This window comes from Actinoallomurus sp. NBC_01490 (assembly GCF_036227085.1).
Taxonomy (GTDB): domain Bacteria; phylum Actinomycetota; class Actinomycetes; order Streptosporangiales; family Streptosporangiaceae; genus Actinoallomurus; species Actinoallomurus oryzae.
This window is the reverse complement of record NZ_CP109433.1, coordinates 7,021,144-7,046,075: the sequence shown is the minus strand read 5'-3', so window position 1 is coordinate 7,046,075 and position 24,932 is coordinate 7,021,144. Positions and strand designations below refer to the sequence as shown.

General features: G+C 72.3%; 18 protein-coding genes. 12 read left to right on the top strand and 6 right to left on the bottom strand.

The window, feature by feature from the left end:
* The first annotated feature begins 86 nt into the window (after positions 1-86).
* Positions 87-1,043: a helix-turn-helix domain-containing protein gene (locus OG417_RS32775; protein ID WP_329236739.1), complete on the top strand. Its 957-nt coding sequence runs from the start codon at positions 87-89 to the stop codon at positions 1,041-1,043.
* Between the two features lie 41 nt (positions 1,044-1,084).
* On the opposite strand, the gene OG417_RS32770 is transcribed toward OG417_RS32775, so the two are convergent.
* The 5 genes from OG417_RS32770 to OG417_RS32750 all read right to left on the bottom strand — a co-directional run bounded on the left by OG417_RS32770 (position 1,085) and on the right by OG417_RS32750 (position 7,230).
* Positions 1,085-2,293: an alpha/beta hydrolase gene (locus OG417_RS32770; protein WP_329236737.1), complete on the bottom strand. Its 1,209-nt coding sequence runs from the start codon at positions 2,291-2,293 to the stop codon at positions 1,085-1,087.
* A complete protein-coding gene (locus tag OG417_RS32765; protein WP_329236735.1) occupies positions 2,290-3,315 on the bottom strand; it encodes an alpha/beta hydrolase in 1,026 nt (341 codons plus the stop codon). Before OG417_RS32765 ends, OG417_RS32770 begins: the two co-directional genes overlap by 4 nt.
* A gap of 172 nt (positions 3,316-3,487) precedes the next feature.
* Positions 3,488-4,234, bottom strand: a complete 747-nt coding sequence (locus tag OG417_RS32760) for a serine hydrolase (protein WP_329236733.1) — start codon at positions 4,232-4,234, stop codon at positions 3,488-3,490.
* The gene (locus OG417_RS32755) at positions 4,231-5,649 is read right to left on the bottom strand and encodes a TRAP transporter large permease subunit (RefSeq protein WP_329236731.1); all 1,419 of its coding nucleotides are present in this window, start codon (positions 5,647-5,649) and stop codon (positions 4,231-4,233) included. The genes OG417_RS32760 and OG417_RS32755 overlap by 4 nt, the downstream gene beginning before the upstream one ends.
* 12 nt (positions 5,650-5,661) lie before the next feature.
* Positions 5,662-7,230, bottom strand: a complete 1,569-nt coding sequence (locus OG417_RS32750) for an N-acyl-D-amino-acid deacylase family protein (protein WP_329236729.1) — start codon at positions 7,228-7,230, stop codon at positions 5,662-5,664.
* 267 nt (positions 7,231-7,497) lie between these two features.
* On the opposite strand from OG417_RS32750, the gene OG417_RS32745 reads away from it, so the two are divergent.
* Positions 7,498-8,298 carry a hypothetical protein gene (locus tag OG417_RS32745; RefSeq protein ID WP_329236727.1) on the top strand — a complete coding sequence of 267 codons (801 nt, stop codon included), beginning with the start codon at positions 7,498-7,500 and terminating at the stop codon, positions 8,296-8,298.
* Between the two features lie 68 nt (positions 8,299-8,366).
* On the opposite strand, the gene OG417_RS32740 is transcribed toward OG417_RS32745, so the two are convergent.
* Complete coding sequence (locus tag OG417_RS32740) at positions 8,367-9,170, bottom strand: hypothetical protein (RefSeq protein ID WP_329236725.1); 804 nt, start codon at positions 9,168-9,170, stop codon at positions 8,367-8,369.
* A gap of 228 nt (positions 9,171-9,398) precedes the next feature.
* Between OG417_RS32740 and OG417_RS32735 the strand changes: the two genes are divergently transcribed.
* The 10 genes from OG417_RS32735 (at position 9,399) to OG417_RS32690 (ending at position 24,925) form a co-directional block, all read left to right on the top strand.
* Entirely contained in the window at positions 9,399-10,457 is a 1,059-nt protein-coding gene (locus OG417_RS32735) for a LacI family DNA-binding transcriptional regulator (RefSeq protein WP_329236723.1), read from the top strand.
* Positions 10,458-10,857: 400 nt separating this feature from the next.
* On the top strand, positions 10,858-13,851 hold the full coding sequence (locus OG417_RS32730; protein WP_329236722.1) for an alpha-mannosidase: 2,994 nt from the start codon (positions 10,858-10,860) through the stop codon (positions 13,849-13,851).
* Positions 13,844-16,897, top strand: a complete 3,054-nt coding sequence (locus OG417_RS32725) for an alpha-mannosidase (protein ID WP_329236719.1) — start codon at positions 13,844-13,846, stop codon at positions 16,895-16,897. The genes OG417_RS32730 and OG417_RS32725 overlap by 8 nt, the downstream gene beginning before the upstream one ends.
* A 166-nt stretch (positions 16,898-17,063) precedes the next feature.
* Positions 17,064-18,038: an acetylxylan esterase gene (locus OG417_RS32720; RefSeq protein WP_329236717.1), complete on the top strand. Its 975-nt coding sequence runs from the start codon at positions 17,064-17,066 to the stop codon at positions 18,036-18,038.
* Positions 18,035-19,108: a glycoside hydrolase family 130 protein gene (locus tag OG417_RS32715; RefSeq protein ID WP_329236715.1), complete on the top strand. Its 1,074-nt coding sequence runs from the start codon at positions 18,035-18,037 to the stop codon at positions 19,106-19,108. The genes OG417_RS32720 and OG417_RS32715 overlap by 4 nt, the downstream gene beginning before the upstream one ends.
* Positions 19,105-20,070, top strand: coding sequence for a carbohydrate ABC transporter permease (locus tag OG417_RS32710; protein WP_329236713.1), 966 nt, complete (start codon positions 19,105-19,107; stop codon positions 20,068-20,070). Before OG417_RS32715 ends, OG417_RS32710 begins: the two co-directional genes overlap by 4 nt.
* Positions 20,067-20,945 carry a carbohydrate ABC transporter permease gene (locus OG417_RS32705; RefSeq protein ID WP_329236710.1) on the top strand — a complete coding sequence of 293 codons (879 nt, stop codon included), beginning with the start codon at positions 20,067-20,069 and terminating at the stop codon, positions 20,943-20,945. The genes OG417_RS32710 and OG417_RS32705 overlap by 4 nt, the downstream gene beginning before the upstream one ends.
* 64 nt (positions 20,946-21,009) lie before the next feature.
* Positions 21,010-22,305, top strand: coding sequence for an ABC transporter substrate-binding protein (locus tag OG417_RS32700; protein WP_329236708.1), 1,296 nt, complete (start codon positions 21,010-21,012; stop codon positions 22,303-22,305).
* A gap of 70 nt (positions 22,306-22,375) precedes the next feature.
* Positions 22,376-23,587, top strand: coding sequence for a DUF4185 domain-containing protein (locus OG417_RS32695; protein ID WP_329236706.1), 1,212 nt, complete (start codon positions 22,376-22,378; stop codon positions 23,585-23,587).
* Between the two features lie 198 nt (positions 23,588-23,785).
* Complete coding sequence (locus tag OG417_RS32690) at positions 23,786-24,925, top strand: ABC transporter substrate-binding protein (protein WP_329236704.1); 1,140 nt, start codon at positions 23,786-23,788, stop codon at positions 24,923-24,925.
* Positions 24,926-24,932 lie beyond the last annotated feature (7 nt).

The following is a 24,932-nucleotide window of genomic DNA, read 5'->3' as shown; positions in this document are numbered from 1 at the left end:
CTCAGAATGACCTTCTGCGACAAAGGCCAACAATCGTTATTCGTGGCTCATTGCGGACGTTGGCACATTCCGGACACGATGCGGGCATGCTGCAGGACGGCCGGATTCTGGCACCGCTCGACGTGACGGCCTTCGACGAGATGGTGTACCGGGAGCTGCTCTCCGGGCGCGAGGCCACCGCCCGGGAGCTGGCCTCGCGCCTGGGGTACGGCCCGGATCGGCTGGTGCGGGCGCTGGACCGGCTGCGCGCCCGCGGTCTGGTGAGCCGGCTCTCCGGCCGGCCGCGGCGCTATGCCGCCGCGGAGCCGGACGTCGCGCTGGAGACCCTGATCCGGGACCGGGAGCAGGCGCTGGCCCGGCTGCGTACGGCGGCGGCCGAGATGATGGTGCTGTTCCGCAGGGAACGCGCGGGTCAGGCGGGCGCGGTGGAGATCGTCACCGGGCGCGACGAGGTGGCGCGCCGGTTCCTGCGGCTGCAACACGGGGTCCGCGAGGAGATGCGGATGCTGGACCGGCCGCCCTATGTCCTGGCCGCGACGAACCCGGTCGAGCCCGGCGCGCTTCGGCGCGGCGTACGCTGGCGGGCGGTGTACACGCCGGAGGCACTCGAACAGCCCGGTGCGTTGGAGGACCTCCACAAGCTCGCGTCGCTGGGGGAGCAGGCGCGGGTGGCGGGCGGCATCCCGGTGAAGCTGGCCATCGCGGACAGCGACGCCGCCCTGGTGTCCCTGCATATGGAGCAGGCCACCGCGGAGGCCGCGCTCGTGCACTCATCGGCGCTGCTGGACGCCCTCATCCAGCTCTTCGAGTTCACGTGGGAACACGCCGCTCCCCTCGGCACGGACTCGCGGTCACCGCTCGCCGAGGAGGACCGCCGGCTGCTCACCCTGCTGCTGGCCGGTCTCAAGGACGACGCGATCGCCCGCCAGCTCGGCCTGAGCACCCGCACGATGCGCCGGCGGATGAAGCACCTGATGGAGCTGCTCGGGGCCGACAACCGTTTCCAAGCCGGCGCCCAGGCCGTCCGGCGCGGCTGGATCTGAGCGCGACGTGTCCGCAGGCGGCATCTGGACCGGAATCACGGTCACCGTCTCCCGGCGCTGAGAGATCGGCCGCCGGGCCCGGGGGCGGTACTTCTCCCCGGGCCCGGCGGCCTTCCGGTGAAGGAACCGGTCTTCGTTCCGCCCGCCAGCCGGGCGCCGAGCCACCGCAGCGCCGGCGGCAGCTCGCGCCGCCACGTGCTGAAGTGATGGCCGCCGAACGGAAGAGTGATGGAGGCGACGCGCATCGGCGGGCGAGCCAGCGCGAGGAACCGCCGGGTCTGCGCGTAGTCCTTCTCGCCCACGCGGCTGGTGGTCAGCAGCAGGCTGACCGGGGGAGAGGGCAGGTGCCGGAGCCGCCAGAGCAGGTCGTTCTCGTCGCGGTACGCCCGGCTGCGGCCGTAGAGATCCCCGGTGGTGAAGTCCTGGAGCGCGTGGTAGTAGCCCGCGAGGGAGACGCCGACCGCGTACCGGTCGGAGTGCCGCATCGCGAGCTTGGCCGCGCAGTAGCCCCCGGTGGAGTCGCCCATCGCGCCCCAGCCGGTCGCGTGGTCGGCGGTCCGGTACGCCGAGGCGAGCGCGGCCGGCACGTCCTGGGCGAAGAACGTCTCGGCCTGGGGGCCGTGCGGCACGTCGGTGCACTCGGTGTCGCGGGGCGGTGCGACCGTCGGGCGGAGCATGACGACGATCGTCGGCGGCATCCGGCCCGCGGCGATCTCCTGCGCGACCGTCGTCGGCAGGCGCAGGTGGGTGATCAGGTTCTGGGCGTCGCCCGGGTAGCCGGTGAAGGCCACGATCACCGGGAAGCGCGTCCGGTCCGCCGGCGTGAGGTACTGCGGTGGCAGGTAGACGAACGCCGGCTCGCTGATCAGCGTGCGCGTCCCGTGGATGACGACGGAGTCGATGCGTCCCTGCCCGGCGGGCAGCCGGTACCGCGGAGCGGCCGGGTCGGGGGTGACCAGCGCGCTCCGTTTCCCGGCCGGGGCGTGCGCCGAGGGCACGCCGGGGTTCTGGGTCCTGGCGCGCACGCCCACGAGGTCGCCCCACGAGCCGTAGAAGTCGAAGGAGGCGTTCACCAGGTCCAGTACGGCCAGGATCACGCAGAGCTGGCAGCCGAGGACGAGGCCGAGCCGGGCGAGCACGTCGGCGAGCCGTCCACCCGCCACCCGCGGCGCGAGCCGCACCGTCGCGACGATCGCGATCAGCGCGACGGCGACGACCGTGATCTGCAGGGGGACACCCGTGAGCCTCATGCCTGGCTCCCGGAGGCGAGGTGGGCGCCCAGCCAGCGCAGCACGGTGGGCGGGTTCTGCCAGGCGGCCGAGGGCAGCGGTTCGGCGTGCATCGGCGGCCGGGCCGCGGAGACGAACCCGTCGTCGGCGACGACGCCGACGCTGATCGGCGGGGGCGGCCGGTGCCGGAGCCGCCAGCGCGGGTCGTACTCGTCGCGGATGGCCCGGCTGCCGCCGTACAGGTCGCCCGCCGGAGGGGCGAGCGCGGAGGCGGTGAAGACGGCCGAACCGAACCGGTCGGAGTGCCGCATCGCGAGAAGCGCCGCGCAGTAGGCCGCCGATCCCCGCGCCCCGGCCACCGACCAGCCGCTCGGCTCACCGCTCACGTGGTACGCCGCCCCGACCGCGTCGAGCAGATCCTGGCTGAAGAACGTCTCGCCCTGCGCGTGGCCGGGCGCGTCCACGCACCCGGGACCGACCGGCGCGATGACGAGCAGCATCGGCCGCAGCCGCCCGGCGGCGATCTCCCGCGCGGCCAGTTCCGGCACGCGTTGCCCCACGATCGCGTCGCGCGCGGGGGCGAGGAGCAGCGCGGCGGGGAACGCCCGGCGACCGTCACGCGCATACTGCGGCGGTACGTACACGTACACGTGGGCGGAGATCCCGGACCGCGGGCCGTGCACGTCGAGAACGTCCAGCCGCCCGTCACCGGCCGGCAGCCGGCGGGTGAGGGCGTTGTGCGACGGCCTCGCCGAGGGCACCGCGACGGGCGCGGGCTCGGGGTTCCGGTCGGCGATCCGCACCGTGCCCGCCGACATCCCGAACAGGTCACGCCAGGACGAGTAGAACTGCATGCCGGAGTTGATCAGCACGAGCAACGCCAGCAGCAGCGCGGCCTGGCCGCCTGCCACGAGCCCCGTTCGCGCCGCCACCTGCCGGCGGCCCGGGCCGGAGTACCTCGGCAGAAGCCGTACGCAGGCGGCCACCGCGGCCAGCGCGACGATCATCAGCGACGCGACGAAACCGGCGCCGGTCAGCCCCATCGGCGCACCCGCGGATCATGCTCCGCGCGGTCGGGCCTGCCGGACGAGAAGGCACGGGTGGACATGCTCGGCTCCCCCCTGGCGAGTCAGTGCCGCCACAGTAGGAGAGCGTGGGTCAGAGCCTCCTCAGCGCGGGGTTAGGCCGCCTTTACCTTCGGGGCCGCCTCGCACCTCACGACCCGGCGAGGGCGGAGAAGACCAGGCGGCCGCACTCGGCGATGTGGCCGGCGCCGTCGGTGGTCCCCTCGGTCAGCATCGCGACGACCACCGGCGGGCCGGCGGGCGGGTAGACGATACCGGCGTCGTGGCGGACGCCGGTCAGCTCGCCCGTCTTGTGCGCGAGGCGGAACCCGGGCGGCAGGTGGCGCGGCAGCCGGTCGTTGAACTGCTGCGCCTCCAGCGCCCGTACCGCGAACGGCGAGTCCGCCAGCCGGGACAGCACCGACGCGACGTCGGCGGCGCTCGTCAGGTTGTCCAGGCCACGGGCGCGCGCCTCCAGGTCCATCAGGCGCCGGGCCAGCACGGTGGCGGTCAGGCCGTGGCCCGCGCACCAGTCGTTGACCCGCTCTCGGCCGATCCGGTCGATGAGCACGTTCGTCGCCGTGTTGTCGCTGACGGCGACCATCAGGGTGAGCAGGTCGCGGACGCTCATGTCGCCGACGTCGGCCAGGTGGGCCAGCACGCCCGAACCCGGCACCGCGGGCCGTACGGGGAGCCGCTCGTCGAACGGCAGGCCCGAGTCGAGCGCGGCGGCCAGGATCGGCAGCTTGATCAACGACGCCGCGGTGAACCGATGGTCCGCCGCGACCGCGATCGCCTCGTCGTCGTCGCCGTGGAGCGGGCGTACGACGACGGCGGCCCGGCCGCCCGCCGCCTCGGCCCGCTCGACCAGTGCGCCCAGCGCCTCGCGCAGACTCATGTCAGAACCAGGAAGAGTACGGCGAAGAGCGCCGTGTTGGTGACGATGATGGCCCAGCCGTTGAACAGCATCATGCGAAGGCTGGACGAGCGCGCCAGACCCATCTGCCCGATCATGTCGGCGCCGGGCAGCGGTCCCAGCTGGTCGATCTGTGAGACGCCGAGCATCGCCACCGCCCACACGCCGGGCGCGATGCCGAGCGCGGCGGCTATCGGACCGAACAGCTTGTTGACCAGCACCACCTGGGCCACGGCGGCGCCCGGTACCGCGTGGAGGTAGCCGAGGAAGACGATCAGCATCAGGAACACCCACGGCCCGGCATGGGACAGCACCGGCTTCAGGTCGGCGAAGACCGCGTCGAAGGCGCCGGTCTTCCCGATCAGTGTGAGCATCGGGTCGAGCAGCCAGAACAGCAGGAACAGCCAGATCAGCCGTGCCGCGCCGGTGTACATCGCGTCCAGGATCCTCTTGGGCGCCAGCCCGCCGGCCAGCCCGGTCGCGATGGCCGTGACGACCATGACGACCAGGGCGTAGGAGTACGTGGCCTTCTCGGCGATGCCGTAGATCGCCAGCGCGAGCAGCACGATCGCCAGGGCCAGCGCGGCGCGGCGGGCGCCCGGGCGTTCGGTCTCGGCGGTGGTGTCGGCCGCGTCGGCGGCGGTGTACTCCTGGTCGGTGTGGCGCTGGATCCAGTGCGCCATGAAGAAGCCCGTCACGATCGTCACGGCCGCGACCGGCAGGCCCGCGTGGAGCAGGTAGCCGCTGTAACTGAGCCGCGTCGCCGCCATGATCGTCACCACGGGCGGGGTGAACGGGCCGGTCATCAGGCCCGCCGCGCCGGCCGCGTGCAGCATCGCCGCCACCGCCGGCGGACGCCAGCCGGTTCGCGCCGCGATCGGGATGATGATCGGCGCCAGGATCGCGTTGCCGCCGGCCAGCGTGCCCAGCGCGCCCACGATGATGAGCGAGGAGACCATGATGCCGATCTGGACGCGCGTGCGCGTGTTCAGCCCGATCCGGCCCATCACGAATTTGATCAGCGCCTGTGCCGCGCCCGTCTCCTGCGTCACCTGCCCGAGCGCCGAGCCGAGCAGGATGATCACGCCGATGACCGCGACCAGCGACCCGAGCGAGGTCGCCATCTGGGCGCCGAGCGGGATCGGGCCGGTCCGGGTCATCACCGCGGCGACGATGAGCGCGCCGGCGGTCGCGATGACCACGTCCACGCCGAGGAGCGCGAGGATCGCGTAGAGGAAGATCGGAATCAGCCCCCACAGCCCGGCCTTGCCGCCGGACACGGCGATCACGATGCCGATCACCAGCGCGACCGCGAAGCCGCCGGTGGCGATCATCGGCAGGCGCCGGAAGCGGCTCTCGGGGGCGGCCTTGTTCTCCGCGGAGGTGGTCGTACTCATCGGGGGTGCTCCTCAGGGGCTGGGTCGCCGGAGCACGCGTCCGGGACGGTTTCCGGTCAGGGCCGCGTCACGCAGCGCCGGGGCGCCGTTCACGACGACGTGGCGCACGCCCGTCGCCAGGTTCCAGGGGTCGTCGAAGGTGGAGGTGTCCCGTACGGTGCCGGGATCGAGGACGACCAGGTCGGCCGCCATCCCCTCGCGGATCCGGCCGCGGTCGGCCAGGCCGGCCCGCGACGCGGGCAGCGAGGTCATCTTCCGTACGGCGTCGGCGAGCGTGAGCGGCCGCCCGTCGCCGGCGTACCGCCCGAGCACGCGGGCGAACGTGCCGAAGCTGCGCGGGTGCGGCCGGCCCGTACCGGAGGGGCGGAGGGTCCATCCGTCGCTGGCGACGCTGACGTGCGGGTGGGACAGCACCGCGCGCACGTCGTCCTCGGCCATCGCGTGGTTGACGATGCCGGCCGAGCCGTTGTGCGCGGCCAGCACCTCCAGGGCGGTCTCGGCGCCGCTCAGGCCGAGTTCGGCGCCGAGCTCGGCCAGGCTCCGTCCGACCCAGGCCGCGTACGGGCCGGGCGGCAGTTGCGCGAGGACGATGGCGTCCGGGTCGATCCGCGCCTCGGCGGCGATCCGGCGCCGGACCTCCTTGTCGGCGAGCCGGTCCAGCAGCCGGTCCACGCCGCCGTCCAGGGCCCAGCCCGGCAGGCGTGAGGTCAGGGTCGTGGAGGAGGCGGTGTAGGGGTAGACGTCGGCGGTGACGTCGACACCGTCCGCGCGGGCCTCGTCGATCAGCCGCAGCGCCTCGTGCACCTTCCCGTGGTTCTCGCGCCCCATCGCCTTGAGGTGGGAGATCTCCAGGCGCACGCCGGACTCGCGCGCCGTGGTCAGCGCCTCGGTGACGGCCTCGACCAGCCGGTCGGCCTCGTTGCGCATGTGGGTGGAGTACAGCAGGCCGAGCCGCGCCGCGGTGCGCGCCAGCTCGGTCACCTCCCGCGGCGGCGCGTAGCTCCCGGGGGCGTAGATGAGGCCGGTGGAAAAGCCCGCCACGCCCTCATCGGCGGCCTGCTCGATCAGGCGGCGCATCGTCGCGAGCTCGTCCGGCGACGCCGCCCGCTCGTCGTTGCCGATGGCGGCGATGCGCAGGGCGTTCAGCCCGACCTGGGCCACGAGGTTGACGGCCGGGGCGGTGCCCTCGACGGAGTCGGCGTAGCCGCGGAAGCCGGTCCAGTCCCAGGCCAGCTCCTCGCGGCCCATGAACGCCGCCGCCCGGCGCAGCTTCTCCGGGTCCACGACCGGGAACGGGGAGAAGCCGCAGTTGCCGCCGACGAGCGTCGTGACGCCCTGGTAGAGGCAGGTGTCCGCACCGGGGTGTGCCGGCAGGGAGAAGTCGGCGTGGGAGTGGAGATCGATGAAGCCGGGCGTCACCACGTGGCCGGTCGCGTCCAGCGTGTCGGCGCCGGACAGGGCTCCGGGAGGCGCGACGGCGGTGATCCGGTCGCCTTCGACGCCGATGTCGGCCGCCGCGGCCGCCGTGCCGGTGCCGTCCAGCACGCTTCCGCCGGCGATGACAAGGTCGAGTTCGGGCATCGTGCGGTACCAACCTCCGGTCTGGTCAGGCAGGAGGGGTGACCTCGCCGTCTTGGCCTGCCCGAAAAGCTCGTTTAGGGCAGACGGGTACTGAACGGACTTTTACCAAGATGTCGAACCGCCGTCAAACCGGTGTCCCTCATCGGCCACCGGCCGGCCCCGGTTCGGCTCCAGGCCGGGAGCCAGCGCTCTGACCTGCGTCGCCGGGCGTTCGGGACCCCTCCCGAAGGCCGGAGGTTAGCCTGGGGCGGGAGAAGGAGAGCACCCATGCCGATGGCGATGCCGCGACTGTCGCACAAGGTCAACATTCTGCCGGAGGAGTTCGGCAGCCTCGCCCACGGGCTTCCGCCGGCCCCGCCGGGCACGCTGTTCGTCCGCGGGCTGTACGGCGGGATGAGCGTCGAGCCGGACGCCCGGTTCGAGCTTCACTTCGGGCGCTGCGAGCCGGACGTCCACGTCTGCGTCGGCGCCGACGACACGCGCGTCAGCCGGCTGCACGGACGCATCACGCGCGAGGACTCGCGCTGGGTCCTGCACAACGTCGGCAAGCTGCCCATCCGGTTCCCCGGGGCACGGCTGGTGGTCAGCGGGCAGCGGGAGGAGCTGCCGTCCGGATACTCGCCGCTGTTCATCGTCGCGCCCGACTACGAGCATCTGCTGGAGGTCCGCGTCGCGGCCCGCACCGCGCCGGTCCCGGCGACGAGTTACCAGGCCAAGACGCTCCCGACCGCCTGGAACCTGAACGATCGGGAGCGCCTGGTCCTCGTCTGTCTGGCCCAGCGCTACCTGCGGCAGGATCGCGCGCCCCAGCCGCTGACCTGGGCCGAGGTCGAGGACGAGCTGAGGCGCGTGCAGCCGGAGAAGGGCTGGACCTGGCGGCAGGCGGCCCACGAGGTCCGCAAGGTACGCCTGCGGCTGAGCGCCAGGGGAGTGTGCGGCATCCGCGAGGACGACCTCCGCCCGGGCGCGGGGAACTCCGTCAATCACCACCTCATCATCGAGCTGCTGGTCACGGCGACGCTCGTCAAGGCGCACCTGGCCCTGCTCGACGACCCCGGCCCGGCGTAGGCCGCGAGGAGTCGGCGGACGCCGGCGGTGCCGGGAATCCTTCCGTGCCGTACGGCCGTGTGTCCGTGTCAGCCGTCGCCGGGCACGTCCAGCAGGGCGAGGTCCGGAGGGACGAGGGTGGTGCTCTCCAGCAGCTCACGGATCAGGTTCTGGTTCAGCGCGTTGCCGACGGGCTCGCCGACCTCCTCCCGGGTGAGCCCGCGCACTCCGCCCTTGGCCAGCCGGGCACGGACCGCCGCGACCCTGTGTTCGACCTTCTTGGCCGTCCAGCCGGCGTCGGGCTGGAGGTCGTCGAGGTGTTCGCCGGCCTGCTGCCACGTCAGCGGCTGGGGGTGCGACTCATGCAGCAGATACCGCTGGGCGAGGGTGACGAGCACGAGCCGCTCGGTGGCCGAGAGCCGCCAGGTCCGCGGCGGCTGGGTGGAGTCGGAGTGCCGGGACGTCGATCGCTGCTCGTCCGGCCCCGTCACGTACAGCTCGAGCAGATGCTCCCGGCCGCTCGAACCGCGCACGAACAACGGCGTGTACCCCTCGGCCAGCGGCACGGAGTCGTCCCCGGCGAACAGCAGCCGTGAGTCGGGGAACCGGACGGGCAGCCGCCCCGTGGTCCGCACCCACCAGGTGTGGTCGCGGCAGGTCAGCAGGCCGTGATGGCGGCTGATCCGCCGGTCGTTCTCACCGATGCAAAGGTGCACCTTCGGACGGTTGCGCCCGAAGGTGATGGTGCGGCCCTCCTGCGGCCGGACCACGATGCCTCCGCCGACGGCGAGGGCGTAGATCAGACCCGGTGCCGACGGCGGCACGCCGAGGGCCAGGCTGGCGTGCCCCGCCGAGAGCCTCCGGCCGCCCGGGATCGGCTGTCCATCGCTCACATCGACCTCCGCGAACAGAATGCGGAAAGGATGGCACGCGGGTTCCGGGACCCGTCCCGAACGAGACCGCTAGCGTCGGCGATCCCGGATCGCGGGGGCGTCCGGGACGACTTTCGACCGTGCGTGGGGGCTCGGGGGTCCGGCATAGGATGCGACTCGACAGCGGTACCGGCGAGTCGTGGCGCCGGGTGCGCGAGCACCGGCCCGCCGCGGGGGAGGATCGCAGGGGTGAGCAGCGGGGACGGCGCGGAGGGCGGGGCCAGGTCGGGACCCGCGCCGAGGCCGCGGATGCAGGACATCGCGGCCGCGACCGGCGTCACGATCAAGACGGTCTCGCGTGCTCTGTCCGGTGCGCCGAACGTGCGCCAGTCGACCCGTGAACGCGTGCTGGCCGAGGCCGCGCGGCTCGGCTTCCGCCGCAACGACATCGCCGCCGGGCTGCGCAGCACCGGGCAGACGATGAAGACCATCGGCGTGGTGCTCGGCGATCTCGGCAACCCGTTCTTCCCGCCCATGTTGCGCGGCATCCATGCGGTCGCCGCTCAGCACGGTCACCTCGTGATCAGCGCGGACGCCGAGGGCGACGGCACGGTGGAGCGCGAGTCGATCCAGACCATCCTGGCCCAGCGGGTCGCCGGTCTGATCATTGCTCCGACGGGCACCGATTTCAGCTTCCTCGCCCAGGAGGCGGAGTTCGGGTCGGCCATCGTGTTCATCGACTCCGCGCCGCTCGGCCTCACCGCCGACGCCGTCATCACCACCAACACGGCGAGCACCCGGCACGCCGTCGCGCACCTGATCGGGCGGGGGCACCGGCGCATCGGGTACATCGGCCACCCGCCGCAGGGCTACGGCGCGCCCAAACGGTGGCTCGGCTACTGCCAGGCGCTGCGCAACGCGGGCATCGAGGCCGACGCCGCCCTGGTCCGCCGGGGCCTGACCACCGAGGCCGACGCGGCGCGCGCGGTGACCGAGCTCCTCGATCTCCCCGACCCGCCCACCGCGTTGTTCGCGGACAACAACCGGATGACCGTGGGCATTCTCCAGTCGCCGAGCTACGCCGCGTGCCACCCGGAGGTGGTCGGTTTCGACCACTTCGACCTCGCGCCGCAACTCGGGATCTCCGTGGTCGACAGCGACCCGTTCCGGGTCGGCAGCGCCGGCGCGGAGCTGCTGTTCCGCCGGCTGGCCGACCGGGACCGCCCGCCGACGCAGACCACCGTCCGGGCGAAACTGGTCGTGCACGACCAGCCGGCCTTCGCCCCCCTCCGTCCGCGCCGGGCCTGAGCGCCCACAGCCCGTACGCACCGGGCCTGAGCGGCCATAGCCCGTACGCGCGGCCCGCGCACGCCGCTCGCTCGCACGCACGCCGCTCGCACGTACGCCGCTCGCACGTACGCCGCAGGCTCGCACGTACGCGCCGCCCGTACCGCCCGGTCGTGCCGGCCGGTGATGCGGCCGTCGATCTCCTGTGTCGCCGCCGGGCGTCGCGGCCCTGTGAAAATGTCAACGTTGACATTACTCGCGGGGCTGTGCCACGTTCGACATGCCGGACCGGCTGCGGGCTCTGCCGTAACGCCGCTCGATCCCACGTCGTCGTGCTTCGCCGAGAGGCCCGCCGCACCGTGCCGTCCGGCTCGTCGACCGTGGTGTAGCGAAGGGAAGTGCGAGCGTGCACGACAGCAGCATGCGTACTCAGGAGCGGGTCGAGCGGGCGCTGCGCGAGCGGATCCGGCCGGCCGTCCTGTGCGCCGGCGTGCCGCTGGAGGTCACCGTCAACCATCTGCCCGGTGAGCCGGTCCCGGCCCGGGAGGCGATCGCCGGAGAGTTCCGCCCGGCCCGTGCCGGCGAGCGGTGGGGCCCACCCTGGGGCACCAGCTGGTTCCACGTGACCGGGCGGGTGCCCGCCGAGTGGGCCGGAGGCCACGTGGTGCTGCGCGCCGACCTCGGGTTCTCCGGCGGTCCGGGCTTCCAGGCCGAAGGGCTCATCTACCGCCCGGACGGCGTCCCGGTGAAGGGCATCGAGCCGGACAACACCGAACTGCTCATCGCCGCGCGGGCCGCCGGGGGCGAGATCGTCGACTACTACCTGGAGGCGGCGGCGAACCCGCCCGTGATCGAGCGGGCGTTCCGGCCCACCGACCTCGGTGACGTGCGCACGGCGCCGCGCGAGCCGCTCTACGTCCTGACCGCGCTGGAGCTGGCCCGCACCGACGAGACCGTACGGGCGCTCGGCCACGACGTCGAGGTGCTGCTCGGGCTGGCGCGGGCGCTCCCGGAGAACTCCGCGCGCGGCCGGGAGATCCTGCGAGTGCTGGCCCACATGCTCGACGAGCTCGACACCGGCGAGGTCGCCGACGGCGCGGCGCGGGCCCGTGAGACGCTCAAGCCGCTGCTCGCGGCCCCGGCCGACCACGGCGCGCACCGGATCTCGGCGGTCGGCCACGCGCACATCGACTCCGCGTGGCTGTGGCCGATCCGGGAGACCGTCCGCAAGTGCGCCCGGACGTTCGCCAACGTGACGGCCCTCGCCGAGCGGTACCCCGAGCTGCGTTTCGCCTGCTCACAGGCCCAGCAGTACGCGTGGATCCGGGACGCCCACCCCGAGCTGTTCGCCCGGATCCGCGCGGCGGTGGCGGCCGGCACGTTCGTGCCCGTCGGTGGCATGTGGGTGGAGTCGGACACCAACATGCCCGGCGGTGAGGCGCTCGCCCGCCAGTTCACGCAGGGACAGCGGTTCTTCCGGGAGGAGTTCGGGGTCACGTGCCGCGAGGTGTGGCTGCCGGACTCGTTCGGCTTCACCGCCGCGCTGCCGCAGATCGCCACGCTCGCCGGAACGCAGTGGTTCCTGACCCAGAAGCTGGCCTACAACGAGGTCAACCGCTTCCCGCACAACACCTTCTGGTGGGAGGGGATCGACGGCACCCGGATCTTCGCGCACTACCCGCCGGTGGAGAACTACAACGCCGAGCTGACCCCGGCCGACCTGGCCTTCGCGGCCGACCGGTTCACCGAGTCCGGCGCCACCGAGCGTTCCCTGGTGGCGTTCGGGCACGGCGACGGCGGGGGCGGCCCCACCGCCGAGATGATGGAGCGCGCGCTGCGCCAGGCCGACCTGGCCGGCTCGCCCAGGGTGGAGGTGCGGACCCCGGCCGAGTTCTTCACCGCCGCGCACGCCGAGTACCCCGACGCGCCCGTCTGGGTGGGGGAGCTGTACCTGGAGTCGCACCGGGGCACCTACACGTCACAGGCGCTGATGAAGCAGGGCAACCGGCGCTCGGAGCACCTGCTGCGCGAGGTCGAGCTGTGGGCGGCGACGGCGGCACGCCGGGGGCTGGCCGCGTACCCGTACGAGGAGCTGGAGCGGCTCTGGCGCACGGTGCTGCTCCATCAGTTCCACGACATCCTGCCCGGCTCGTCGATCGCCTGGGTGCACCGCGAGGCCCGCGAGACGTACCGGCGTGTGATCGGGGAGCTGGAGTCCCTGCGCGACGCGGCACAGCGCGCGCTCGCCGGGACCGGCGACCGGGAGCTCACCTTCAACGCGACGCCGCACGCCTGGGCCGGAGTCCCGGCGCTCGGCGCCGCCGAGGCCGGCGATGACGGCGCGCCGGTCGCGGTGAGTCGGGAGCCGGACCGGATCGTGCTCGACAACGGCCTGGTGCGGGTGAGCGTCGACGGGCGCGGGCTGGTCACGTCCGTGCTCGACCTGACCGCCGGGCGGGAGATCGTGCCCGCGGGTACGGCGGTGAACCTGCTCCAGCTCCACCCCGACCGGCCCAACGGCTTCGACGCCTGGAACGTCGACGAGTTCTACCGCAACCGCGTCGAGGACCTGACCGGCGTGGAGTCGCTGGACGTCGAGGGCGCGGTGGTGCGGGTACGCCGGTCGTTCGGTTCGTCGTCGGCGGTGCAGACGATCGCGCTCGCGCCCGGCAGCCGTACGGTCGAGTTCGGCGTGGAGGTGGACTGGCACGAGCGTGAGCGGTTCCTCAAGGTCGCCGTCCCGATCGACGTGCACACCGACCGCGCCACGGCGGAGATCCAGTACGGCCACCTGACCCGGCCCACCCACGCCAACACCACCTGGGACGCGGCCCGCTTCGAGGTGTGCGCCCACCGGTTCGTGCACGTGGGAGAGCCGGGGTACGGCGCCGCGGTGGTCAACGACTCCGTCTACGGCCACGACATCACGCGTACCGCCCACCCCGGCGGCGCGACGTACTCGACGGTCCGCCTGTCCCTGCTGCGCGCCCCCCGCTATCCGGACCCGGACACCGACCAGGGCGTTCACCGCTTCGGGTACGGGCTGGTGTGCGGTGCCGATCTCGGCGCGGCGGTCCGGGCCGGCTACCGGAGGAACCTGCCGCGGCGGACCCTGCGCGGCGCGGGGCCGGTCGAGCCCGAGGTCGTGGTGGACGATCCGGCGGTCGTGGTCGAGGCGGTGAAGCTGGCCGACGACCGGTCCGGCGACCTGATCGTCCGGTTGTACGAGTCGCTCGGCGCGCGGGCGCGGGCCACCGTGTCCGTGCGAACGCCCGGAGCGGCGGTCGAGACCGACCTGCTGGAGGATCCACGCCCGGGCGGCCGGTCGTTCGCGGCGGGCGACCCGGTCGTGCTGGAGCTCCGGCCGTTCGAGATCGTGACGCTGCGGTTCGCCGCGGGAGGCGACGATGAGTGAGGACCTCGTCCGGGGACGGCTGCACCGGGTACTGGAGCGGCGGCTCCGGCCGGCCCGGTACGGCGAGGGCGTGCCGCTGACGGTGACCGCCTGGCACGCGCCCGGCGAGCCGGTCGACGTCGCGACCGCGCTGGGCGCCGGCTACGAGCCGTTCGGCGCGGGCGAGCGATGGGGCCCGCCGTGGGGGACGACCTGGCTGCGCTGCACGGCGACGCTGCCCGCCGCGTGGGCCGGCCGGCGCGCCGAGGCGGTGGTGGACCTGGGGTTCACCGGCGTCGGCCCCGGGTTCACCGCCGAGGGCCTGGTGTACTCCCCGGACGGCACGCCGCTCAAGGGCGTCCACCCGCTCAACCGGTACGTCCCGATCGACCCGGGCGGGCCCGGTGGCGTCGGCGTGGCGGCCGCGCCGCTGGCGGCCGGCACACGGGTGGACTTCCTAGTCGAGGCGGCGGCGAACCCGACGATCCACCAGCCGTACCCGTGGGCGCCGACCGACCTGGGCGACGTGCGCACGGCCGGGCGTGAGCCGCTGTACCGCTTCGGCGGCGCGGAGGTCGCCGTGGTCGACGAGGAGGTCCGCGCGCTGGTCGCCGACGTCGAGGTGCTCGACGGCCTGCTGGACGTGCTGGGCCCGACCGAGCCGCGCCGGTACGCGGTGGTGCGGGCGCTGACCGCGATGATGGACCACCTGGACCGGTCCGAGCTGACCGGCACCTGGTCGGCGCGCACCGCCCGGGGAATGCTCGCCGAGATCCTGCGCAGCCCGGCGGCGCCGACCGAGCACCGGGTGACCGCGGTCGGGCACGCGCACATCGACTCGGCCTGGCTGTGGCCGATCCGGGAGACGGTGCGCAAGGTCGCCCGTACCGTCGCGAACGTCACCGCGCTGCGCGCCTCGCACCCGGAGCTCGTCTTCGCCTTCTCCCAGGCGCAGCAGCACGCCTGGCTGAAGGAACACCATCCGGCGCTGTTCGAGCGGCTGCGGGCGGCGGTGGCCGACGGCGCGGTCCTGCCGGTGGGAGGCATGTGGGTCGAGTCGGACGCCAACCTGCCCGGCGGTGAGGCGATGGTGCGCCAGCTGGTGCACGGCAAGCGCTTCTTCCTCGCCGAGTACGGCGTCGAGTCCGACGAGATCTGGCTGCCCGACTCGTTCGGGTACTCGGCGGCGCTGCCGCAGATCTTCCGGCTCGCCGGGGCGACCCGGTTCCTGTCCCAGAAGCTGTCGTGGAACCAGACCAACCGGTTCCCGCACACCACGTTCTGGTGGGAGGGCCTCGACGGCAGCCGGGTCCTGGCCCACTTCCCGCCCGTGGACACCTACAACAGCGACCTGTCCGCGACGGACCTCGCCGGAGCGCGGGAGCGCTGCGCCGACGACGGGCGCACCAGCCGGTCGCTGGTCCCGTTCGGCTGGGGCGACGGCGGAGGCGGCCCGACCCGGGAGATGCTGGAGCACGCCGAGCGGCTGGAGGACCTGGAAGGGCTGCCGCGCGTGCGGATCGGCACGCCGGCCGGCTTCTTCGCCGCGGCGGAGGCCGAGGCGGACGACGCGCCGGTCTGGGCCGGCGAGCTGTACCTGGAGGTGCATCGCGGCACCTACACGACTCAGGCGGACGTCAAGCGGGGCAACCGGCGCTGCGAGCACCTGCTGCGAGAGGCGGAGCTCTGGTGCGCCACCGCGGCGGTCCGGGGCCTGGCCGGCTACCCGTACGACGAGTTGGACGCCCTGTGGAAAGAGGTGCTGCTGTACCAGTTCCACGACATCCTTCCCGGCTCGTCGATCGCCTGGGTCTACCGCGAGGCGACGCAGCGCTACGCGGTGCTGGAGAGGCGGATCGAGGAGCTGGCGCACGCGGCCATGGCCGCACTGGCCGGTCAGGGGCGGCGCACGCTGGTGTTCAACGCCGCGCCGCACGCCCGCGACGGCGTGCCGGCGCTGGGCGCGGCGGCGGCCGTGGAGGCGGCGGTCCCCCACGCGCGGCGCGCCGACGACGGCGGGATCGTGCTGAACAACGACCTGGTCCGCGTGGAGATCGACCCGCGCGGCAACGTCGTCTCCGTGTACGACCTGGTCGCGGGCCGGGAGCTGGTGCCGGCCGGTGCGGCGGCCGGCCTGCTGCGCCTGCACGCCGACCACCCGGTGGGCGCGGACGCGTGGGACGTCGACGAGCACTACCGCGCCGCCGCGCTCGACCTTCGCGACGCCGACAGCGTCGGTCTCGCGCCGGACGCCGACGGCGTCCCGGCGGTCACCGTGGTCCGCTCCCACGACGGTTGCCGCTTCACGCAGCGCGTACGGCTGCCGGCCGGCGCGCCCCGGGTCGAGTTCGAGACCACGGTCGACTGGCACGTGCCGCAACGGCTGTGCAAGGCCGTGTTCCCGCTGGACGTCCGCGCGGACGACGTCGCCGCGGAGATCCAGTTCGGTCACGTGCGCAGACCCCTGCACCGCAACACGTCCTGGGAGACGGCGAAGTTCGAGGTGTACGCGCACCGGTTCGTGCACGTCGGAGAGCCGAGCTACGGCGTGGCGCTGGTCAACGACGCGACGTACGGCTACGACGCGACCCGGCACGTCCGCTCGGACGGCGGCACGACGACGGTGCTGGCCCTGTCGCTGGCGCGCACGCAGCAGTTCCCCGATCCCCACGCCGACCAGGGGACGCACGTCTTCCGGTACGCCCTGGTGTGCGGTGCCGACGTCTCCGCCGCGGTACGCGAGGGATACCGCATCAACCTGCCGCCCCGGACGGTCGTCGGCGGCGATGACGTCGCGCCGCTGGTGACGGCGGACGGCCCGGCGGTGGTGGAGGCGGTGAAGCTGGCCGACGACCGCTCGGGCGACCTCGTCGTCCGGCTGTACGAACCGCTGGGCGACCGCGCCCGGGTGCTGCTGTCGACCACCGAGAGGGTGCGTGACGCACGCCTGGTGGACCTGCTCGAACGGGACGCCGGCCCGGCGGAGTCCGACGGCGACGGGGTGCGGATCACCCTGCGCCCGTTCGAGATCGTCACGGTGCGCCTGCGCTTGGAAAGCGGTCCCTGACCCCGGTCGCGGTACCTCGGTCTCGAACCAAAATGTCAACGTTGACATTGGCAGTCGTCGTATGCGAGCGTGTAACGCGCGGGACACATCAGTGACACATGGGATTCACGGGACGCATGCGACACCGCCCCTGTCATCTGGATCAGTCCCAGAGAGGGGAGTCTCCGTGCAGTTCGACCTGCCACTTCAGGAGTTGTACGAATTCCGTTCCGCCGCCGTGGCGCCCGACGACTTCGACGCGTTCTGGTCCGAGACGCTCGCCGAGGCCGCGGCGCATCCGCTCGACGCGCGGTTCGAGCCGATGTCCACCCGGTTGTCCACCATCGACGTCTACGACGTCTCGTTCGGCGGGTACGCGGGACAGCGCATCGCCGCCTGGCTGATGGTGCCGCGAAACGGCGTCCGGCCGCTGCCCGCCGTCGTGGAGTACCTGGGCTACACCGGCGGGCGCGGGCGCCCGAGCGAGTCGCTGATGTGGAGCGCGGCCGGCTACGCCCACCTGCTGGTCGACTGCCGGGGCCAGGTCGGCGCCGACACTCCCGACCTGGGCTGCACCGGCGCGCCCCAGTCCAGCGGCCTGGTGACCCGGGGCATCGAGGACCCACGCGACTACTACTACCGGCGGGTCTTCACCGACTCGGTGCGCGCCGTCGACGCGGTGCGGCGGTTCGACGGCGTCGACCCGGACCGCGTCATCGTGGCCGGCGGCAGCCAGGGCGGCGGGATCGCGCTCGCGGTGGCCGGGCTGCGCTCGGACGTCATCGGCATGATCAGCGACGCGCCGTTCCTGTGCGACATCATGCGGTGCTCCACCATCACCGACGACGCGCCCTACTCGGAGTTGCGCGAGTACCTGCGGGTGCAGCGCGGCAAGCTGGAGCGGGCCGAGCGGACCATCGCCTACCACGACGGGGTGCACTTCGCGAGCCGTGCCACGGCGCCGGGCTTCTTCTCCGTGGGCCTGATGGACACCGTCTGCCCGCCGTCGAGCGTGTTCGCGGCGCACAACGCCTACGGCGGGTCCAAGCGCATCCAGGTCTGGCCGTACAACGGACACGAGAACGGCATGGGCTACCTGCGTGAACTGCACCTGGAGTTCGCGAACTCCCTGGCCAAGCCCGAGGCGGTGGCAGTGGGATGAGTTTTTTCCCGTACCGCTTCGAGCGGCTGGGCGTGGTGATGAGCCCCGACCCCGACGACCCGGACGAGGTCGAGGGCACTCTCAACCCCGGCGGCGCCGTCACACCGGACGGCGACGTCGTGCTGTTCCCCCGGATCGTGGCCGAGGGCAACGTGTCGCGGATCTCCCGGGCCACGGTGACCTTCGCCGACGGCGTCCCGTCCGGCGTACGCCGGGAGGGGCTGATCCTCAAGCCGGACCGGAGCTGGGAGCGGGCGAGCGACCACGCCGGGGTGGAGGACCCGAGAGTGACCCGGATCGACGCGCTGGACCGCTGGCTCATGACGTACGTGGCGTACGGGCCGCTCGGACCGCGTACCGCCGTCGCGGTCTCGGCCGACCTGATCGCCTGGCGCCGGCTCGGCCCGCTCGTCTACGTGTACGACGACGAGGCGGACGTCGAGCTGAACCTGGTCTACAACAAGGACGTCGTCATCCTCCCGGAGCCGGTCCCCGGGCCGGACGGACGGCCCGCGCTCGCCGTGCTGCACCGGCCGATGTGGGGCGAGGCGCTCGACGGCGACCGGCTCGGACGCTACACCCCGGCGGGTCACGACGGCGAGGGCCTGTCGATCTGGCTGTCCTACATCGACCTGGCGGCGGCGCGCGCCGACCCGCGCATGCTGACGGTGCTGTCCGGCCACCGGGAGATCATGAAGCCCGAGCAGCCGTGGGAGCGGACGAAGATCGGAGCGGGACCGCCGCCGATCCGCGTCCAGGACGGCTGGCTGCTCGTCTACCACGGCGTCGGCCCGGCCGGCGACGGCGGCCAGACCTACCAGGCCGGTGCGGCACTGCTGGACGCCGAGGACCCGGGGTTCGTCATCGCGCGCAGCAAGGAGCCGTTGCTGTCGCCGGAGTCGGAGCACGAGCGCGTCGGCACCGTGGCCGACGTGGTCTTCCCGACGGCGCTGCTGCCGCACGAGACCGGGCTGCTGTGCTTCTACGGCATGGCCGACGCCCGGATCGGCGCCGCGCGCCTGGTCCGGTCGGCCGGTCACGTCGGCCCGGCCCTGGGGGAGCGGCCGTGACGGCGACCGAGATCGCTCCGGCCGCGGGCGTCGAGCGGAGCGCCCGCGCGCGGGCCCGTCGACGGCGCGGGTCGCTACGCGAGTTCCTCACCGGCCACCTGTTCATCCTGCCCGCCATCGTCGGGCTGGGCCTGCTGGTGGTCTATCCGCTGGTCACCTCGGCCTACCACGCGTTCACCGACTGGAACGGCCTGACCCCGGCCACGTGGACCGGCTGGAAGAACTTCCGATACCTGCTGGGCCACGACCCGACGTTCTGGCCGTCGGTACGCGCGACGGCGCTGTTCGTCGTCATGAGCGTGCCGGCCTCCCTGGTGGCGGGGCTGGCGCTGGCGGTGCTGGTCAACCGGGCCCTGCGCGGCGTGCGGATCTTCCGGACCATCTTCTACCTGCCGGTGGTGCTGCCCTCGGTCGCGGTGGTGGCGCTGTGGAAGTACGTCTACGACCCGCAGTACGGCCTGGCCAACCAGCTGCTCAAGACGCTGCATCTGCCGACGAGCATGTGGGTGGGCAGCACCCGCATGGCGATGCCGGCCGTGGTGATCGTCGGGCTGTGGGGCATCGGCAGCACCATGATGATCTTCCTGGCCGGGCTTCAGGCCGTGCCGAAGGAGCTGTACGAGGCGGCGCAGGTCGACGGCGCGGGGCCGATCCGCAGCTTCTTCCGCATCACCCTGCCGATGATCACACCGATCCTGCTCCTCCAGGTCGTCCTGCAGATGAACATGGCGTTCCAGACCTTCAACCAGATCGCCATCCTCACCAAGGGCGGGCCCGGAACGACCACGGACGTGCTGATGTACAAGGTCTACTTCGACGGGTTCTACAACTACCTGAACACGCCTCAGCTGGGGTACGCGACCGCCGAGGTCTGGGTGCTGTTCCTGATCGTCATGGCGGTCACCGTGGTCACCCTGCGGTTCTCCTCGATCTGGGTCTACGCCGGGGAGGACGACCGATGACGACGCGAACCGGACCGGGGAGCCTGGCGATGCGGGTGCCGCTGCGCGCCTCGCGGATCTCCTGGTACCTGCTGTGCGCGGTGCTCAGCGTCTCGATGCTGCTGCCGTTGGTGTGGATGCTCGCGATCGCCCTGAAGAGCGGGCCGGACGTCAACCGGATACCGCCGCAGTTCCTTCCGCATGAGTTCCAGTGGTCCAATTTCGTCGAGGGCCCCAAGGTCGTCCACTTCTACCGGCTGCTGCTCAACACGGTCGTGATCACGGTGCTGTCGACGGTCGGTTCGGTGCTCAGCTCGATGGTCGTGGCCTACGGGCTCGCCCGCATCAAGTTCCGCGGCCGCAAGTTCTGGTTCTACGCCTTCACGGCGAGCATCTTCATGCCGCAGATCGTCGGGCTGATCCCGCTGCAGCGCCTGTGGATCGACCTCGGCCTGATCGACACCTGGGTCCCCCTGATCCTGCCGTCGTTCCTCGCCGCTCCGATCTTCGTCTTTCTCGCTCGCCAGTACTTCCTGTCCATTCCCTTCTCGCTGGACGAGGCGGCCAAGATCGACGGCGCCGGCCATTTTCGGATCTTCTGGTCGATCATGGTTCCGCTGACCCGGCCCGTGTGGATCACGATAGCGATCCTGTCCTTCCAGCTGTCCTGGAACGACTACCTCAATCCGCTGGTGTACATCCAGAGCCCCAGCCGTTTCACCCTGTCCCTGGGAATGGCGGGCTTCGTCAGTGACAGCGCCGGTCAGGCGACGTCTCAGTACAACCTCTTCATGGCCACCAATCTGCTGTACATGCTGCCTCCCCTGCTGCTCTTCTTCTTCGCGCAGCGGCACTTCATGCAGGGCATCGGCGCCCTCGGCATGAATTCCAAGTAAGCACCCTCACCACCCCCTTTCACCTTTCGCACGGACCCGCGTCGGGCGGGCCCGGGAGGTTCTCATGAGAATGCACAGGTTCGGCGTCGCCGCGATCGCCACGGCCCTCCTCGCCGTGGCCGGATGCGGCTCCGGCGGCGGTTCGCACGCCGCCAAGACCGTGACGTGGATGTCCTGGGAGACGATCCAGACGAACAACGCGATGGACGCCGCGTTCGGCGCGTTCACCAAGTCGACCGGCATCACCCTCAAGCGTCAGGAGGCGCCGAACGCCGACTACGCGCAGAAGCTCGCCTCGCTGATCATGTCGAAGAAGATCCCTGACTTCTTCTGGTGCAGCAACACCGAGGAACAGACGCTCGCCGCGCAGGGCCTGCTCTATGACTGGACGGCGTACGCCAAGAAGAACCAGGGCATCGACCTGAGCAAATTCTCGCCGGGCTCGCTGGACTCCTGGTACGCGAAGGGCAAGCTGTACGGCATCCCGACGCTGGCCAACACCTACGGCGTCTTCTACAACAAGAAGCTGTTCGACAAGGCGCACGTCAAGGTGCCGGCGGCCGGCTGGACGTACGACGAGATGTTCGCCGACGCGGCGAAGCTGACCGGCCGTAACGGTGCCAAGCAGGGTCTGGTCACCCAGTGGCCGCTGCTGACCAACCCGTTCGGCCTGGCGCAGTACTCGGTCTCGGCCGGCGGACAGCCGCTGGCGACGACCGCCACCAACGTCAAGCAGGTCACCGCCGATCCGAAGATGGTGGAGGCCGCCAAGCGCTACGCCACGGCCATCAAGGCCGGGCAGATCACCACCCCGGACTACGCCTACAACGCCGACCCGGCGATCCCGGCGTTCGCCAACGGCTCGGTGCCGATGCTGTTCGGGGGCCAGTGGGTGGCCCAGACGATGGTCGACGACAAGCCCTCGTTCGAGTGGGGCTACGTCCCGATGCCGCGGGTCGACAAGAACGTGCAGTTCACCGAGAGCAACGGTGTGTGCTCCCCGGCCACCCTCGGCGACCCGGACCAGGTGTGGAAGGCCATCTCGTACCTGGAGACGAACGTCTTCAACGAGACGATGCGCAAGATCCCGGTGGCGCCGATCGCGTACCAGCCCGGCTCGACCGGCTACTTCGCGGCGCTCGAGGGGCAGGGCGCCGGGCCGAAGAGCATGGCCGCGACGATCCGGTACGAGTTCGCCGCCCCCGTCAAGGTGCAGTCCGCGTTCCTCGACGGCTGGGCCACCAAGGCCCTCAACATCCTGAAGGCCGACTGGAACCCCGCGATCGCCGGCAAGACCGATCCGGCGGCCGGCGTGGCCAAGACGATGAAAGAGATCAACACCCTGGCGAGCGGCTCGTGACCCGTCGCCCCCTCCATCCGTGCCGGCCACTCCGGTCGGACGAGGCTTCCTCGGCAAGGGAGACCCACAGATGAGAATCCGCCCCACGCTCGCGGTGGTCGGCACCGCCGTCGCGCTGACCACCGCGGCGGCGACACCGGCGACGGCCGGCACCGCCGCCCCGCCGGTGCGCACGCTCGGCGTGACCACCACCGCGCAGCTGCCACCGCTGCGGCAGAACGCGCACGTCATCGGCCGCGACAACGGACAGAGCGCCGGTTACGCCGGGCGGTCCGTGTGGATCTTCGACGACACCATGTTGCGCAATCCCGACGACTTCCTGGCGAACACCGGCGCGGTCACCAGCGACCTCGACGCCGCCGACGGCATCGACCTGGAGTCGAACAACCCGTTCACGGAGGATTCGTCGACCGCGCCGAAGCAGCTGCTGCCGCTCACCGACGCCGAGCGCAGGTTCCAGGACGCCCACGCCGCGCCCTGTGCGACCGGGGACCAGTACTGCGGCACCCTGTTCGCGGACTGGCCCGGCCCGGTCGTCGCGGACCCCGCCCGGCACCGGATCATCTTCTCCTACGGCAAGCTGTGCCGCGGAGCGCCGGACGGCACGCCGTGCGCGTCCGGGTTCGTCGGCACCGCGCTCGGCACCGGCTTCGCCGAGCTGGACATGCGCACCCACAAGGTCAGCCGGATCACCGTCGAGCATCCCGACCCGGCGGTCATCGGGGCGCAGCCGGAGGGGAGCGACCCGACGCTGATGTTCGCGCCGGGCAAGGAGTTCGCGTCCGGCTCGATGGTGCTCAAGGACGGCATGATCTACACGTACGGCCGATGCGACACCACCGCGAACTCCTGCGCGCTGGCCCGGGTGCCCGCCGCGCGGATCCAGGACCGGCTCGCCTGGCGCTACTACACCGGCACGGCCGGCGACGGCGCCCCGGTGTGGTCGACCGACCCGGACAGGGCGGTGCCCGTCGGCGCCGGCAACGGAGCGGCCGGCTCCACCATCCAGTACGTCCCGGCACTGCACGGTTACCTGAACACCTTCATGGGCTTCTACGACAACGTGGGCCGCTACCAGACCGCGCCGGAGCCCTGGGGGCCGTGGACCACGCCCAAGGCGATGTTCACCGGCCTGCCGACCGACCAGCTGTGGGACTACGCGATGTTCGCGCACCCGGAGTACTCCCGCCGGGGCGGCCTGACCCAGTACTTCACCTACTACCGTCCGCAGGACACCAGCCAGCAGCTGGTCCGGGTCGACTTCGACCTGGCGAAGAACTGACGAGAAGAATCACCGCGTACCGGTCGTGGGCTCCGTCCCACGGCCGGTACCGCCGTTCCGGGACGTCGTCCGCGGGAGCCCGTGCCTGGATCCACCCCGTTTTCCGAGCCTGGTGCCGCCGGCGGGGCGTCTGTTAAGTTAGCGCTAACGGCAGCGCTAACTCATGCGAACGGTCCGGCCGGACTGCGAGGGTGTTCTATGACGGACTACCGAGGACTCACCTGGGACCATCCGCGCGGAACGGTGGCCCTGAACGCCGCGGCCGAGCGCTTCTCGCGGGAGGCGCACGGCGACACGCTCGTCTGGGACAGCCAGCCGCTCGAAGGCTTCGAGTCGCACCCCATCGGTGACCTCTGCGCGCGCTACGACCTGGTGGTCCTGGACCATCCGCACCTCGGCGACGCGCTGGCCGCCGACGCGCTGCGACCGCTCGACGACCTGTTCCCCGGGGACGTGCTCGACGAGTGGCGGGCGTCCGCGGTCGGCGCGAGCGCCGCCTCGTACACGGCGCGCGGTCGGCTGTGGGCGGCCCCGCTGGACGCCGCCACCCAGGTGTCCGCGTGTCACCGGGAGAGCGTGCCCGGACCGCCGCGTACCTGGGACGAGGCCCTGCGGACCGCCCGCCGCGTGCCGTTCGCGCTGTCCCTCGCGGGTCCGCACGCGCTGCTGACCTTCTTCTCGCTGTGCCAGGGGCTGGGGGAGGCGGCGAGGACCACGGGGGATGGGCCGCTCGTGTCCCGGCCGACGGGAGTGGCGGCGCTGGAGATGATGCGGGACGCCTTCGCGCGCTGCGATCCCGCGACGGCCCGGCTCAACCCGATCGCGCTGCTGGAACTGCTCGCCCGCGGCTCGCTGGCCTACTGCCCGTTCGTCTATGGGTATGTGAACTACGCGGCGGCGCCGGGCAACCCCGTACGGTTCGCCGACGTTCCCCGCCTGACGCCCGGCGGGCCGCTCGGTTCGACGCTCGGTGGCACCGGCCTCGCCGTCTCGCGCCGGGCCGAGGTGTCGGAGGCGCTGAAACGGCACATCGGGTGGCTGATGTCCGCCGACACCCAGCGGCGGTTCCTGCCCCGGCACGAAGGGCAGCCCGCTCGCCGGGAGGCCTGGACGGACCCGGAGGCGGACGGGTCCGGCGGCGGCTTCTACTCCGGCACCCTCGCCACGACCGAGGCCGCGTGGGTGCGCCCGCGTCATCCCGGCTACACCGAGTTCCAGACATCGGCCTCCGCGCTGATCCGCGAGAGCCTGGAGGCGGGGCGCGCCGCCGCCGCGGCGTACGACGAACTGGAGAAGGCGCACCGGGCCGCCGTCCGCTCGACGGCGGACGTGCTCTGAGCGGCCG

What these genes read in the sequence shown, in the direction of transcription:
- OG417_RS32775 (WP_329236739.1), top strand. Translation starts at nt 87, where the DNA reads ATGCTGCAGGACGGCCGGATTCTGGCACCGCTCGACGTGACGGCCTTC.
- OG417_RS32770 (WP_329236737.1), bottom strand. Translation starts at nt 2,293, where the DNA reads ATGAGGCTCACGGGTGTCCCCCTGCAGATCACGGTCGTCGCCGTCGCG.
- OG417_RS32765 (WP_329236735.1), bottom strand. Translation starts at nt 3,315, where the DNA reads ATGGGGCTGACCGGCGCCGGTTTCGTCGCGTCGCTGATGATCGTCGCG.
- OG417_RS32760 (WP_329236733.1), bottom strand. Translation starts at nt 4,234, where the DNA reads ATGAGTCTGCGCGAGGCGCTGGGCGCACTGGTCGAGCGGGCCGAGGCG.
- OG417_RS32755 (WP_329236731.1), bottom strand. Translation starts at nt 5,649, where the DNA reads ATGAGTACGACCACCTCCGCGGAGAACAAGGCCGCCCCCGAGAGCCGC.
- OG417_RS32750 (WP_329236729.1), bottom strand. Translation starts at nt 7,230, where the DNA reads ATGCCCGAACTCGACCTTGTCATCGCCGGCGGAAGCGTGCTGGACGGC.
- OG417_RS32745 (WP_329236727.1), top strand. Translation starts at nt 7,498, where the DNA reads ATGCCGATGGCGATGCCGCGACTGTCGCACAAGGTCAACATTCTGCCG.
- OG417_RS32730 (WP_329236722.1), top strand. Translation starts at nt 10,858, where the DNA reads ATGCGTACTCAGGAGCGGGTCGAGCGGGCGCTGCGCGAGCGGATCCGG.
- OG417_RS32725 (WP_329236719.1), top strand. Translation starts at nt 13,844, where the DNA reads ATGAGTGAGGACCTCGTCCGGGGACGGCTGCACCGGGTACTGGAGCGG.
- OG417_RS32715 (WP_329236715.1), top strand. Translation starts at nt 18,035, where the DNA reads ATGAGTTTTTTCCCGTACCGCTTCGAGCGGCTGGGCGTGGTGATGAGC.
- OG417_RS32705 (WP_329236710.1), top strand. Translation starts at nt 20,067, where the DNA reads ATGACGACGCGAACCGGACCGGGGAGCCTGGCGATGCGGGTGCCGCTG.
- OG417_RS32700 (WP_329236708.1), top strand. Translation starts at nt 21,010, where the DNA reads ATGAGAATGCACAGGTTCGGCGTCGCCGCGATCGCCACGGCCCTCCTC.
- OG417_RS32695 (WP_329236706.1), top strand. Translation starts at nt 22,376, where the DNA reads ATGAGAATCCGCCCCACGCTCGCGGTGGTCGGCACCGCCGTCGCGCTG.
- OG417_RS32690 (WP_329236704.1), top strand. Translation starts at nt 23,786, where the DNA reads ATGACGGACTACCGAGGACTCACCTGGGACCATCCGCGCGGAACGGTG.